At 39.8% G+C, this 14,799-nt stretch carries 12 protein-coding genes, 1 rRNA gene and 1 other annotated feature; all 13 genes read right to left on the bottom strand.

Translation table 11 applies throughout. The features are described from left to right. Nucleotides 1-2 precede the first annotated feature (2 nt). On the bottom strand, nt 3-1,403 hold the full coding sequence (cysS, locus tag G3O09_RS17375) for a cysteine--tRNA ligase (RefSeq protein WP_163102734.1): 1,401 nt from the start codon (nt 1,401-1,403) through the stop codon (nt 3-5). Beyond that, on the bottom strand, nt 1,384-2,052 hold the full coding sequence (gene cysE, locus G3O09_RS17370) for a serine O-acetyltransferase (protein ID WP_163102733.1): 669 nt from the start codon (nt 2,050-2,052) through the stop codon (nt 1,384-1,386). Before cysE ends, cysS begins: the two co-directional genes overlap by 20 nt. 63 nt (nt 2,053-2,115) lie before the next feature. Continuing rightward, nucleotides 2,116-2,353: a binding site (T-box leader), on the bottom strand. A gap of 40 nt (nt 2,354-2,393) precedes the next feature. Next, nucleotides 2,394-3,851: a glutamate--tRNA ligase gene (gene gltX / locus G3O09_RS17365; RefSeq protein WP_163102732.1), complete on the bottom strand. Its 1,458-nt coding sequence runs from the start codon at nt 3,849-3,851 to the stop codon at nt 2,394-2,396. Between the two features lie 311 nt (nt 3,852-4,162). Further along, on the bottom strand, nt 4,163-4,642 hold the full coding sequence (gene ispF, locus G3O09_RS17360) for a 2-C-methyl-D-erythritol 2,4-cyclodiphosphate synthase (protein WP_163102731.1): 480 nt from the start codon (nt 4,640-4,642) through the stop codon (nt 4,163-4,165). After that, entirely contained in the window at nt 4,642-5,334 is a 693-nt protein-coding gene (ispD, locus tag G3O09_RS17355) for a 2-C-methyl-D-erythritol 4-phosphate cytidylyltransferase (protein ID WP_163102730.1), read from the bottom strand. Before ispD ends, ispF begins: the two co-directional genes overlap by 1 nt. A gap of 29 nt (nt 5,335-5,363) precedes the next feature. Continuing rightward, nucleotides 5,364-6,455 (bottom strand): PIN/TRAM domain-containing protein, encoded by a 1,092-nt coding sequence (locus G3O09_RS17350; RefSeq protein ID WP_163102729.1) that lies wholly within the window; start codon nt 6,453-6,455, stop codon nt 5,364-5,366. 225 nt (nt 6,456-6,680) lie between these two features. Further along, entirely contained in the window at nt 6,681-7,727 is a 1,047-nt protein-coding gene (gene disA, locus G3O09_RS17345) for a DNA integrity scanning diadenylate cyclase DisA (RefSeq protein ID WP_163102728.1), read from the bottom strand. Nucleotide 7,728: 1 nt separating this feature from the next. Beyond that, nucleotides 7,729-9,114, bottom strand: coding sequence for a DNA repair protein RadA (gene radA, locus G3O09_RS17340; RefSeq protein ID WP_163102727.1), 1,386 nt, complete (start codon nt 9,112-9,114; stop codon nt 7,729-7,731). Between the two features lie 160 nt (nt 9,115-9,274). Further along, on the bottom strand, nt 9,275-11,713 hold the full coding sequence (clpC, locus tag G3O09_RS17335; RefSeq protein ID WP_163102726.1) for an ATP-dependent protease ATP-binding subunit ClpC: 2,439 nt from the start codon (nt 11,711-11,713) through the stop codon (nt 9,275-9,277). A gap of 12 nt (nt 11,714-11,725) precedes the next feature. Continuing rightward, the gene (locus tag G3O09_RS17330) at nt 11,726-12,799 is read right to left on the bottom strand and encodes a protein-arginine kinase McsB (RefSeq protein WP_163102725.1); all 1,074 of its coding nucleotides are present in this window, start codon (nt 12,797-12,799) and stop codon (nt 11,726-11,728) included. Continuing rightward, nucleotides 12,796-13,347 (bottom strand): protein-arginine kinase activator protein McsA, encoded by a 552-nt coding sequence (locus G3O09_RS17325; RefSeq protein WP_163102724.1) that lies wholly within the window; start codon nt 13,345-13,347, stop codon nt 12,796-12,798. Before G3O09_RS17325 ends, G3O09_RS17330 begins: the two co-directional genes overlap by 4 nt. Nucleotides 13,348-13,368: 21 nt before the next feature. Beyond that, nucleotides 13,369-13,779: a CtsR family transcriptional regulator gene (locus tag G3O09_RS17320; RefSeq protein ID WP_420850357.1), complete on the bottom strand. Its 411-nt coding sequence runs from the start codon at nt 13,777-13,779 to the stop codon at nt 13,369-13,371. A gap of 923 nt (nt 13,780-14,702) precedes the next feature. Continuing rightward, nucleotides 14,703-14,799, bottom strand: a 5S ribosomal RNA gene (rrf, locus tag G3O09_RS17315); the annotation flags it as partial.

Raw genomic sequence — 14,799 nt, 5'->3', positions numbered from 1 at the left:
GCTTACCCTCTTTTCCATCTAGTACCTTGCGGCGTATCTTCCAAGATGATATTCATCTCTTTCAACTGATCGCGGATTTCATCTGAACGGCTGAAGTTACGGTCTTTTCTTGCTTGGTTTCTTTCTTGGATCAACTGGTCGATTTCTTCATCCAGTAACACTGATTCCTCTGTCAACGTTAATCCCAACACAGTGAACAATGTTTCAAATTCCTTTATAAAGGCTTTAAGGACTTCTTGATGCGTATTTTTCTCCAACAAGTAATGATTTGCTTGTTTTGATAAATCGAACAAGACCGAAATCGCGTTAGCTGTATTGAAATCATCATCCATTTCCACGATGAATTGCTGATGCAACTGCTCGATTTTCCCTAACCACTCTTCATTTGTAGTGGATAAGTCCGTAGAGGATTCTAATCGATGTTTTAAGTTTTGGTACGATGTTTTTAAACGTTCAAGTCCCGTTTTGGTGTTCTCCAATAATTCTTCACTATAATTGATAGGGTGCCTATATTGGACCGATAGCATGAAAAATCGTAGGAGTTGTGGGTCATATTTTTTAATGATGTCATGAACCAATACAAAATTCCCTAGTGATTTTGACATCTTCTCGTTATCAATATTAATGTATCCATTGTGCATCCAATATTTCGAAAAGACTTTACCAGATAGTGCCTCTGATTGAGCAATTTCATTTTCGTGATGAGGGAAGGCTAAGTCTTGACCCCCAGCGTGTATGTCCATGCTGTCCCCTAAATATTTCTTTGCCATTGCAGAGCATTCAATATGCCAGCCTGGGCGACCTTTACCCCATGGACTTTCCCAATAGATTTCTCCTTCTTTCGCTGCTTTCCAAAGAGCAAAATCAAGAGCGTCTTGCTTCTTCTCACCCACCTCAATGCGAGCTCCCGCCCTTAAATCATCAATGGATTGGTGTGAGAGCTTCCCGTATCCTTCAAATTGGCGAGTCTTGTAATATACATCCCCTTCTGACTCATAGGCAAACCCTTTTTCAATCAAAGCTTCGATAAATTCAATGATGATATCCATACTTTCCATGACTCTCGGATGAACATCTGCACGATTGCAGCCTAGTGCTGTTACATCCTCAAAGTAGGCATCAATAAAGCGTTGGGCTACCGTCGGAACATCTGACCCCAATTCGTTTGCCACTCGGATTAATTTATCATCCACATCTGTAAAATTTGAAACGTACTGAACGTCATAACCACGATATTCTAAATAACGTCTAACGGTATCGAATACAATAGGTGGTCTTGCATTTCCTATATGAATGAAGTTGTAAACTGTCGGTCCGCATACATACATTTTTACCTTGCCTTCTTCAAGTGGTTCAAACTCTTCTTTTTGGCGAGTCATTGTATTAAATATTTTTATGCTCATATTCCTTCTCCTTTCGATTCTGAAGCATTTGTAATTCCAGTTTTAACAGATGGATTTCAGCTTCTAACGCTTTAAAACGGTCTCCCGTTGGATCTGGTAAATCACAATGGTTTAAATCTCGCTCAACCCTGACCCCATCTTTGATGACGACTTTTCCAGGAATGCCTACAACCGTAGAATTTGCAGGTACTTCCTTTAGTACTACTGAACCCGCTCCAATTTTAGAGTTTTCCCCAACAATAATGGATCCAAGCACCTTAGCTCCTGTAGCGATTAGGACATTGTCTTTAATCGTAGGGTGACGTTTTCCTTTTTCTTTTCCTGTTCCACCAAGTGTGACTCCTTGAAAAACCGTAACATTATCCCCAATCTCGCACGTTTCTCCTATGACGACCCCCATTCCATGATCAATAAAGAAGCGACGGCCTATTTTTGCACCTGGATGAATCTCAATCCCTGTAAAGAAACGGCTTATTTGAGATATAATCCTAGCAAGGAAAAACCATTTCCGTTTAAAAAACCCATGCGCGACACGATGAGCCCATATCGCATGCAATCCTGAATAAGTAAGAATGACTTCTAAATAACTTCTGGCTGCTGGGTCTTGGTCAAATACAACCTCTATGTCTTCCTTCAACTTTTTAAACAATGTCTACCCCTCCCAACCGTAACCCTTATTTTTCTAAAAACAAAAAACGCCTCTGTCATATATGACAGAGACGTATAGTACGCGGTTCCACTCTGATTGAATCCATGACCTTTGAAAGTCGCATGGATTCCAACTTGAACTCGATAACGGATAGCTCCGCCTTTTCCTAGCGACCAATAGTCGTTCAGAAAAGGAACTCCGGGGTGCATTTCAAAACATGAGCGGCTTAGACCACTTTCAGCCGGTGATGGTCCTCTCTTGAAAGCATCATCTTTTTACTTCTCCCCATCTACGTAAACATATATAGATACTTACTACTATATTATATTCTTATTGATTTGTTAATGTAAAATACGTAAAACGCGATTTTTTATCTTTTCTTTTCCTAAAAGGGCGATTGCCTGTGGTAAATCTGGCCCATGAGTTTGCCCGGTTGTCGCAACACGGATTGGCATAAACAGCTTTTTGCCTTTTTGACCTGTTGATTTTTGGACAGCCTTCATCGCATTTTTAATTCCTTCAGCTTCAAAGCTCTCAAGCGCTTCCACTTCTTGCAGAAATGCCGTTAATACTTCAGGCACTTGCTCTTCTTCCAATACTCCCATCGCTTCTTCTTCAAACTCTACTTCATCCTTGAAGAATAGCTCTGACAAAGGAACGATCTCAGCGCCGTAGCTCATTTTTTCTTGATAAAGAACCGATAGATCCTTCACCCATTGAAGCTCTGCTTCAGAAAGATTTTCAGAAACCCTACCAGCCTTCACAAGCTGTGGAAGAGTTAATTTTACCAACTTTTCAATATCCAATTGTTTCAGATATTGGTTGTTCATCCAAGTCAGCTTTTGCTTATCGAACAATGCCGGAGATTTGGATAGACGCTTTGCGTCAAAGATTTGAATAAACTCTTCTTTAGAGAAAATTTCTTCTTCACCGCCTGGAGCCCATCCTAACAAACCAATGAAGTTAAATAGGGCTTCAGGAAGGTACCCCAATTCCTCGTATTGCTCAATAAACTGAATGATAGACTCATCACGTTTACTTAACTTTTTACGGCTTTCATTCACAATCAATGTCATATGGCCAAAGATTGGTGGCTCCCATCCGAATGCCTCATAAATCATCAACTGTTTTGGAGTATTCGAAATATGATCGTCCCCACGAAGCACATGGGAAATTTTCATCAAATAGTCATCCACTGTCACTGCGAAATTATAAGTAGGTGTACCATCTTTCTTCACAATGACATGGTCACCGATTCCATCGGATTCAAAAGATACTTCGCCTTTCACCATATCATCAAAGGCATACACCTTACCAGCAGGTACAGCAAAGCGGATGCTTGGTTGACGTCCTTCCGCTTCTAGTCTAGCGCGGTCATCATCCGTTAGATGACTGCATTTTCCGGAGTACATTGGCATGCCACCATCGACCGATTGTGCTTCACGCTCCGCTTCTAGTTCCTCTTCCGTACAATAACACTTATATGCAGAACCTTTTTCCAAAAGCTCTTTATAATATTGTTCATAAATATCATTTCGTTCAGATTGGCGATAAGGACCGTATTCACCAGGCTTATCTACACTCTCATCCCAATCCATTCCCAACCATTTTAGGTATTTTAACTGGCTTTCTTCGCCGCCTGCGATATTCCTCTTTTTATCTGTATCTTCAATTCGAATGATGAATTTGCCTCCAAAATTACGGGCAAACAAGTAATTGAATAGCGCGGTACGGGCATTACCGATATGCAAATGTCCAGTTGGACTCGGTGCGTATCGAACACGGATGTCACTGCTCATATATTTACGCCTCCTAAGCGATCATTAACTATATTTATGTATACATACACATTAAATCATTTTACCATTTCACTAATATAGAATAAAGATATCAAGCACTAAGTTTTTATTATCCAAAAGGATGTTTTCGTACAGCGAGAGGATGCTCGCTTTCCACGGGGTAGGAGGTGAGCATCCTTGAATAAACATTGCGAATGCATTTTCGAGGATTTCGCACCTTCCGCTCCGATCAACCTATTTATTAACCTTTTGCTATAATAAAACCCATTAAAAAACAACATCTTTTAGAAAAGGGCCCTCCCAAAATATCATTAAGACCTTTTTGTAATCAATACCGTTGCCTGAGAAGCGATTCCTTCTCCTCTGCCTGTAAACCCAAGCTGTTCAGTTGTTGTGGCCTTAACATTGACTTGGTCAATGGATGCTTCTAACAATTCAGCAATTCTTTCTCTCATTTGATCAATATACGGGCGCATTTTTGGTTTTTGAGCAATAATCGTGCAATCGATATTACCTAGTTCATATCCTTGATTCTTTACTAGTTCCCACACATGTGTTAGTAACTTGGCTGAATCTGCATCCTTGAAATGAGGATCAGTGTCAGGAAAATGCTTTCCAATATCCCCCGCAGCAATGGCTCCAAGGCAAGCGTCTGCAATGGTATGTAATAACACATCCGCATCCGAATGTCCCAATAATCCTTTATCATGTGGAATCGTGATCCCTCCAATAATAAGAGGTCTGCCTTCAACCAGCTGATGCACATCAAATCCTTGTCCTATACGAAACATCATCGTTCTCCTTTTTCACGTAATTTAATAATTGCCTCTGCAAAAAAAATATCCTCGGGCGTTGTGATTTTTAGGTTGGTATAGTCTCCCTCAACCATTTGAACCCGCTCACCTAGTCTCTCTACTAGACTAGCATCATCTGTTCCAAGATACCCTTCTTTAGCCGCTTCCTCATGTGCCCTTTTCAATACAGGAACACGAAAAGCTTGTGGCGTATGTACCGCCCACAAGCTTGAACGTTCAACCGTTTCCATGATGAGATGATCCTCAACCCTTTTAATTGTATCTTTTACTGGAACCCCTGGAATCGCGCTGCCTTGTTTAGAGGCAACCTCCGTCAGCGTAGAAATCATGGAATGAGTAATGAACGGACGAGCTCCGTCATGGACGAGTACTATATCCGTTTCTTCCACTTCCTTCAATCCATTTGATACACTGAATTGCCTTTCCTCGCCACCTGCAACCAATTTCGTTTTTTTCTTAATAGAAAAAGACTGAAGAAGAGCATCAAATGTCTCTTCTTCTGAGGGATTTATCGATAAAATGATTCTCTTACAATTCGGATCAGTATCGAACACTTGTAACGTATGAACGATGAGCGGTTTTCCATTCAGTTCAAGAAATAGTTTGTTTTTTCCTGCTTTCATCCGTTTCCCTTGCCCTGCTGCAGGTATCACCACTTCATATTCCATAACCGTTTCTCCTGTCGTTTAACAATTAATTACAATGCTTTTTCCAATAACTTGGGTTTGGCAAAAATCATTCTTCCAGCAGATGTTTGAAGAACACTCGTTACGAGAACATCGATTTGTTTGCCAATGAAGTCACGTCCATCCTCAACTACAATCATCGTTCCGTCATCTAAATAGGCAACACCCTGATTTTGTTCCTTACCGTCCTTAATGACAAGAACCTGCATTTCTTCTCCCGGAATGACCACAGGTTTGACTGCATTTGCAAGATCATTGATATTCAGGACTGGCACACTTTGGAATTCACATACTTTGTTCAGATTGAAATCATTCGTCACAACAATACCACCCATGACCTTAGCCAATTTTACCAGTTTAGAATCTACCTCTTGAATGTCATCAAAGTTCCCTTCATAAAATTCCACTTTAACAGTCAAATCTTTTTGAATTCGGTTCAGAATATCAAGGCCACGTCGACCTCTTGTTCGCTTTAACGCATCCGAAGAATCTGCAATATGCTGGAGTTCCTCAAGAACAAATTGAGGAATGACAATCGAACCTTCAATGAAGCCAGTTTGGCAGATATCAGCGATTCTCCCATCAATAATGACGCTAGTATCCAAAATCTTATAGGAGGTTTTTACAAGATCCTTACTTTCATCCTCTGACTCAAATCCTTTTTTCTTATTGCTTTTAGAAAAAAGATGTAACAATTCATCACGTTTTTTGAAACCCACTTGATACCCTAAATAACCAAACAATAAGGTTAATAGGATTGGAGCGACAGTGTTGACGATAGGGACTTGAATAGCATTTAGAGCATAACCAATCAAAAAAGCAACGAAAAGTCCGACAAGCAAACCAACGCTTCCAAAAATAATGTCAGTAATCGGAGCCTTAACGAGCAGCTCCTCTATCCATTTCATAAAATTCACCACATAATCAATTGACCAAAAAGTTAAAAGATAAAATATGATTGCACCTAAAATGGCCGTTACATAAGGATTGTTAATAAATGCAAGATCATCAGCGTTGATTAAAATCAATAATTCGGGTAATAGGAAAATACCTAATGTTCCCCCGACGATTAGAAAGCATGCTTGAATAATCCGTTTTAACATCCTTTCACCTCCTTTTTTTACTCATTATAAACAAATTCTCGAAATTGAAACCTACTACTACTATTTTTGTAATAAATAATCAATATGACATCAAATCGTTGTCCAAGCATAAATTATTTAAATTCACAAAACACATTTAAAATGCTCTATATGATAAGGCTAGCATTCTGTTAATAGAGGTGTCAACGAATGTCCATTACTAGTCAAAAACCGACAAATTTCCCCTTATTTCAACTGATTTTTAAGTTGACGCAAACCTTCTTTTATTTTTTTTGCCCTTACTTCCCCAATCCCCTCTACATCATCAAGCTCTTCTACAGATGCCTTAATAATGGTCGAGAAGTTTTTAAACTGATCTACTAAATTTTCAATGATTAAATGGGGCAATCGAGGGATTTTATGTAGCATTCGATAACCTCGTGGAGTAATAGACTCATCTAAATGAACATAGCCTGTATACCCCATTACCTTAAGCAAAGTAGTATCCTCGATGAATTCCTGTTGCGATAATTCCTGTAACTTGTTCTTTACTTCTTTTACTTGTCCTTGTGCATAATCTCGAATTATCAGCTCCTCTTCTTTTTCCAATGATGAAATAAGTTCAATCATTTGAAGCCGAATTAACCTACCTTCTATCCCGAGCTCAGTTAAATAAGAAAGGAGCTCACTTTTAATACGTAAAAACATAACAAAACGTTGCAGAACTTGGAGCAAATCTGAAAATGTCACAATTTCTTCAAATTCTAAATCACTTAAACCGTCAATACTCTCTTGTAAAACCGCCTTGTATTTTTCTAACGTCTCAATGGCCTGATTGGCTTTTGTTAGGATCACCCCAATATCCTTTAAGGCATAACGGAAATTCCCTTGATATAGAGTAATGACATTGCGTCGTTGAGAAATGGCAATAACCAAGCTTCTTGTTTCTTTCGCAACCCGCTCTGCCGTACGATGACGCATTCCAGTCTCTGTCGATGGAATAGCAGGGTCTGGAGCTAATTGGGCATTTGCCAGGATAATTTTTTCACCTGTTTCATTCAATATGATTGCACCATCCATTTTCGCTAATTCATATAAGAAACTAGGTGTGCAAGGGCAACCAATCTTGAAACCACCATCAACGATTGCCTTTACCTTCTCATTATAGCCAACTACAATAAGCCCCCCTGTATTCGCTCGAAGGACATTGTCTATCCCGTCCCTTAAAGGTGTTCCTGGAGAAACAAGCTGTAAAATGTCAGATTTGGCTTTATCTGTTCTTCTATCAGTCATATTATCCTCCTAAAGTAAACATTAATGCCTCAGCAACTGTGGAAACCCCTACAAGCTCTACACCCTTTGGTTCATTCCAACCCCCAAGGTTATTAGCAGGAAGAATCACCCGTTCAAACCCTAACTTAGCCGCTTCCTGAACCCTTTGCTCTATCCTGGAAACACGTCTCACTTCCCCCGTCAGACCCACTTCCCCAATAATACAATCCGTAGGCCTTGTAGGTTTATCCCGGAAACTAGATGCTATACTAACCGCGATGGCCAAATCAATCGCAGGTTCATCTAGCTTTACCCCGCCCGCAACTTTTAAATACGCGTCTTGATTCTGAAGCAAAAGCCCTACTCTTTTTTCCAATACGGCCATAAGGAGCGGAACGCGGTTATGGTCAATTCCAGTCGCCATCCTTCTAGGGTTACCAAAACTGGTTGGTGATATTAAGGCTTGGATTTCTACCAAGACTGGCCTAGTCCCTTCCATAGATGCCACGACGGTTGAACCCGAAGCGCCTTGTGAGCGTTCCTCTAGGAATATCTCTGAAGGGTTCTCCACTTCCTCTAAGCCATTTTCCTTCATTTCAAAAATGCCCATTTCATTTGTAGAACCGAATCTATTCTTTACAGCTCGTAAAATTCGATATGTATGGTGCCTTTCTCCTTCAAAATATAGGACGGTATCCACCATATGTTCTAGCAATCTCGGTCCTGCAATTGCGCCTTCTTTCGTAACATGTCCAACGATAAAGATTGCAATACCTCTTGTTTTCGCAATCCTCATTAGAGTGGCCGTACATTCCCTCACTTGAGACACACTTCCAGGCGCAGAGGTAACTTCCGGTTGGAAAACAGTTTGAATGGAGTCGATAATGACCAGTTTGGGTTCGACATCCGTAATCGCTTGTTCAATGAAATCCATATCTGTCTCTGAATAGACATATAAATGGTCGGATACAGTCCCCAGTCTGTCTGCTCGTAGCTTGGTTTGTTTAACGGATTCTTCCCCAGAAATATAGAGTACTTTTTGCTGTTTTTGTGCCATTTGGGCAGATACTTGTAAAAGCAAGGTTGATTTCCCAATACCCGGATCTCCTCCAATTAAAACAAGCGAACCATTTACAATTCCTCCACCTAATGCACGATTCAGTTCTTTTAGGTCGGTATGCATTCTTGGTTCTTGAGATGTTTCAATTGCCGTAATGGGTGTGGCCTTTTGTTTAATACCAAGCTTCCCTGTATCACTATGAGCGAAGGCGCCTCTTCTTGCAGGCTTAATGACCTCCGTTTCTTCAACCATCTTATTCCAATCTCCGCAACCTGGACATTTCCCCATCCATTTAGGAGACTCATATCCACATGATTGGCAAATAAACTTTGTTTTTTTCTTTACCATGACTACTCCTTCTATGTAAAAGAATCATATTTCTTATGTGTAAAATTATAGATTAGTGGTGTCTTATCCTTCCACTTTTGGAAAGGTTCAAATAAATTTCTATTTAATAAGCAAAACTCGGCTGTAAAAACAGCCGAGTGGATTGAACTAATATTTCTAATTAAGAAGTAGTCGCTTCCTCAGCAGGTCTCACCTTGAATTCTCCATCCTGCACATCAATAATAACCTTCTTACCTTTTTCCACGTTACCTTTCAATAATTCTTCTGATAACTGGTCCTCGATATGCTTTTGAATTGCACGGCGCAATGGTCTTGCACCGTATTCAGGATCATAACCTTCTTCAGCGATTTTCTCTTTCGCTGCTTCAGATAGCTCAATATAAATTTCCTGTTCTTTCAAACGTTTGATCAACTGGTCTGCCATCAACGTAACGATTTCCTTCAAATGCTTCTTCTCTAGGGCATGGAAGACTGTGATTTCATCAATACGGTTCAGGAACTCTGGTCGGAATGCTTTCTTCAGTTCTTCCAACACTTTCCCTTTCATATCTTTATAGTCTTGACCATCTTCCTGAATGTTAAAGCCTACATACTTATTACGTTTCAAGGCAGATGCACCTACGTTTGAAGTCATGATTAAGATTGTATTTCTGAAGTCCACTGTACGGCCTTTAGAATCCGTCAATCTACCATCTTCTAATACTTGCAGAAGGATATTGAACACATCTGGATGTGCCTTTTCAATCTCATCTAGAAGTACGACAGAGTATGGTTTACGACGAACCTTTTCCGTTAATTGGCCACCTTCTTCATAGCCCACATAACCTGGAGGTGAACCGACCAGTCTAGACGTCGAATGCTTCTCCATGTACTCTGACATATCAATACGAATCATGGCATCCTCGTCACCAAAAATGGATTCAGCTAAGGCGCGTGCCAGCTCTGTTTTCCCAACCCCAGTAGGTCCTAAGAAAATAAATGAACCGATTGGACGTTTTGGATCCTTCAACCCTGCTCTTGCACGACGCACTGCTTTCGCTACAGCTTTAACAGCTTCATCTTGACCAATGACACGGTCATGCAATAGTTCTTCCATGTTCAATAGCTTCTCAGATTCAGTTTGTGCCAGCTTAGTAACTGGTACACCGGTCCAATTTGAGACAACAGTAGCAATATCATCCACAGTGACTTCGCTGTTTTCTTGTCCCTGCTTTTCTTTCCAAGTTTTTTTCGTTTCTTCGAGCTGCTCACGTAAGCGTTGCTCAGAATCCCGAAGTGATGCGGCTTTTTCAAATTCCTGGCTTTGGACTGCAGCATCCTTTTCCTTACGAACTTCTTCCAACTTCACTTCAAGCTCTTTCAAGTTTGGTGGAGTTGTATAGGAACGTAATCGTACCTTTGAACCTGCCTCATCAATTAAATCAATCGCTTTATCTGGTAAGAAACGATCAGAAATATAACGATCGGATAATTTTACAGCCGCTTCAATAGATGCATCGGTAATAGATACACGGTGATGAGCTTCATAACGATCACGAAGGCCTTGTAGTATTTGAATGGATTCCTGAACGGATGGCTCATCAACTTGGATTGGTTGGAAGCGACGTTCTAGTGCCGCATCCTTCTCGATATATTTGCGGTATTCATCCAATGTTGTTGCACCGATACATTGTAATTCACCACGAGCTAAGGATGGTTTTAGGATGTTGGACGCATCAATTGCACCTTCTGCTCCACCAGCACCAATTAAGGTATGGAGCTCATCAATGAATAGAATGATGTTTCCTGCTGCGCGAATTTCATCCATTACCTTTTTCAAGCGGTCCTCAAATTCACCTCGATATTTAGTACCTGCAACTACAGTCCCCATATCTAGTGTCATTACACGCTTATCACGTAGCGTTTCAGGCACTTCATTATTAATAATTTGTTGAGCTAGACCTTCTGCGATGGCAGTTTTACCAACACCCGGCTCACCAATCAATACAGGATTATTTTTTGTACGTCTGCTTAATACTTCGATTACACGCTGAATTTCCTTACTTCTTCCGATAACCGGGTCCAGACTTCCCTCTCTAGCAATCGCTGTCAAATCACGAGCTAAACTATCTAAGGTAGGAGTGCTAGCAGCAGAAGAAGCGTTTCCTTGATGTCCACCTGACTCATTGCTTCCAAGCAATTGTAGAACCTGTTGACGAGCTTTGTTTAAGCTTACCCCTAAGTTGTTCAACACTCGTGCTGCAACGCCTTCACCTTCACGAATTAAGCCAAGTAATATATGTTCTGTCCCTACATAGGAATGACCTAATTTTCTTGCTTCATCCATGGACAGCTCAATCACTTTTTTCGCTCTCGGTGTGTAGTGGATGGTTTGTGCTGTGTCTTGTCCTCTACCAATTAGATTTTCCACTTCTTTTTGAATCTTTTCGGCACCTAATCCTAAAGCATATAATGCCTTAGCAGCGATGCCATCACCTTCCCTAACAAGACCGAGTAAAATATGTTCAGTACCAATATTATTATGACCCAAACGGATTGCCTCTTCCTGTGCTAACGCTAAAACCTTCTGGGCTCTTTCAGTAAAACGACCAAACATCATATTTATTCCTCCTTACTCTTGTTTGTTATTCTCTAATTTTAATCTTTCTCGTATAAATGTCGCACGCCGTACATCGCGCTCATGAGGCCTTAGTGCACCTCCAGCATATTGTTGCAGAACGCCCGGCTGCGTTAAAATCATCAATTCATTTAGAATCGTATTGGAAATGTCTTTTATATATCCCAAGTCAATGCCTAGTCTAACATCGGATAAGCAATTTGCTGCCTCTTTAGATTCAATAATCCTTGCCTGGGAAAGAGTACCTAAAGAGCGAAACACTCTGTCTTCTAATTGTATGTTTGATGTTTTGACTAATGCTTCTCTAGCCAATCTTTCTCTCTCAATTATTTGTTCAACTACACTTTTCAGGTCTTCAATAATATCTTCTTCGGATTTACCAAGTGTCATTTGGTTTGAAATTTGGAAGAGATTACCCTCCGCTTCACTTCCTTCTCCATAAATACCTCTTACAACAAGACCTAGTTGATTAATAGCTGGAATAAGTCGATTCACTTGTTGGGTAAGCACTAACCCTGGTAAATGCATCATCACCGAAGCTCTCAGCCCGGTCCCAACATTCGTGGGACAACTAGTTAAATAGCCTCTTTTTTCATCAAAAGCGTAGTCCAAACGCTGTTCAATCCAATCATCCACTTGATTGGCCAAGGTAAGAGCTTCATTAAGCTGCAAACCAGATAATAAACACTGAATCCGTATATGATCCTCTTCATTAACCATAAGACTAATTTTTTCGTCCTCTGATAGGAAACATGCACCTTCCCGAGAGTGTTCTGCTAAATGAGGGCTGATCAAGTGTTTTTCAACTAATACCCTTTTTTCTAGTGGCTGAATATTATTCATCTTTACTGGTTCCAATAGTCCGAATTCAGGAGCATTTTCACGCATATTTTCCTCTAAAAGAGAGACGATTTTCCCTGCTTCTTCGTGACTATAAATGGTAGGGAATAAAAAATCCTTCAGATTTCGTGCAAGTCGGATTCTAGTACTTAACACTATATCTGAATTTGGACCCTCACCGTTCATCCAAGAGCTAACTGCTTTTTCTATGAAACGCTCTAAGCTCATTGTAACCCTCCCCCTTCTAGAGTTCGTTGAATATCTCTTTCCAGGGCTCGAATCTCGTCACGTAACTCCGCAGCTTTCTCAAATTCTTCTTGTTGGATAAGTTCCTTAAGATGCTTCTTCCAACTTTCTAGCTTCTTCCTTAAAGTAATGTCATCTCCTGTTCTTTTCGGTATTTTCCCTGCATGGACAACATTTCCTCCATGAAGTCTCTTAAGAATAGGATCCAATTGTCGCTTAAAGCTCTTATAACACTCTGAACAACCAAATCGACCGACTTTTGTAAACTGAGCAAAACTCATATGACACCCTTCACAAGTAACCTCATTATTAGAAGGGAGTGTACTCGATTTTTTGTGAAAAGCAGGCTCTACATTCAAAATACCCGCTAATAGATCATGAATAGAGAAACCAGATCCTCCATTAATAAAGAAAGTATCCCCTTTACCCTGTGCACAATGTTCACACAAATGAACTTCCGTTTTTTCACCATTCACTATTTTAGTAAAATGAAGGGTTGCAGGTCTGTCTTTACATTCCTGACAAATCATCGCAATCACCCCAATAGAGAGTTATTTATATTTTAGAGTTTCAAGCATCGCCTTTAACATTCTCGCCCTTAATTCATCCCGAATTGGCAAGTCGATATACAAAACGGAGCGATCCATCACACTCACCATCATTTTCGCTTCGCGTCTACTAATTATATTTTCGGCGACTAACCGATTGATAATATCTTCTGCACTGGATTGGGCAATTCGGGTCGAGGTAAGTGTCATAAGCTGATCAATTAAATGGGCATGGTCATACACCTTTACCTTCATGATACGGATATATCCCCCACCACCTCGTTTACTTTCCACAGCATATCCTCTCTCTGTAGTAAAGCGAGTGTTGATAACATAATTGATTTGAGAAGGAACACATTGAAATTTATCAGCAATCTCACTTCGCTTAATTTCAACGATTTCCTTACCACTCATATCTAATACTTGCTTCAAATAACCCTCAATAATATCAGATATGTTCTTCACTTCGCCCTCCTCCAATCATTAATCCTTGATTTAATATACAGTCAAAAATTCCATATGTCTGACTTTGACTATATTTGACTATTATTATAGGTGAATTAATTTCATTTTGCAATAAAGACGAATCAACAATTTTATTATGTAATTTTTGGTAAAAACTTGATTTATCTATCTATATTTCTACCCTATTCACACTGTTTAGAAACGTGATAATGAAAAAATTTATTGGAGATTTTTATTGTCATTTATAGAGTTTGTCTTAAGTTTTAGATGAAACGAAGTATGTTATCTGCATAAATAAAAGGAAATTAATCAAACAATGCCTTTTCTCTAAATTGACTAATTTTATTCTTTTTGAACAATATTGTTCATTTTAAAAATATTTCTTCCTTCCTCGAACCATCATGATTTTTTGGTTACAGCGAAGGAAAACGTAAAATAGCCAAAACTAAGAGGCCTGCCTCTTGGGGTTGTAGGACACTCTAAATAGAGTTACCCTCCAATATGAATTCAAAATACCTTAAGAGTTAGACAGGAGTTTTTCAATCCCAGGTTATTTTATAGCATAAGTGAACGATATCGTGGATTTTGCGTGGAAAACGATAGTCATGGGAACGGTATTTTTGCAAAAAATCCCGAAAGTGAAGGGTAAATTTTCAAAAGTGAAGGGTATTTATGACTAAAGTAAACGATAAAGGGGCCCTTCTGAATGATAAAAGAAGAAAGTGACAGATAAAATGAAGAAAAAAGGAAAGCCATATTGTTTTCAGGGTTTCATTTAATGACCTTTGTTCATTCGAGGCTCTGATAACCTTTCGGTTATTTAAAAAAGAACAAACAAAAAAGACCAGCTCTTCAGCTGATCTTCTTCTCTTGCCTGGCAACGTCCTACTCTCACAGGGGGAAACCCCCAACTACCATCGGCGCTGAAGAGCTTAACTTCCGTGTTCGGAATGGGAACGGGTGTGACCT

The sequence above is a fragment of the Peribacillus alkalitolerans genome, from assembly GCF_010882125.1.
Classification (GTDB): domain Bacteria; phylum Bacillota; class Bacilli; order Bacillales; family DSM-1321; genus Bacillus_BN; species Bacillus_BN alkalitolerans.
This window is presented reverse-complemented; position numbering and strand designations above follow the sequence as displayed.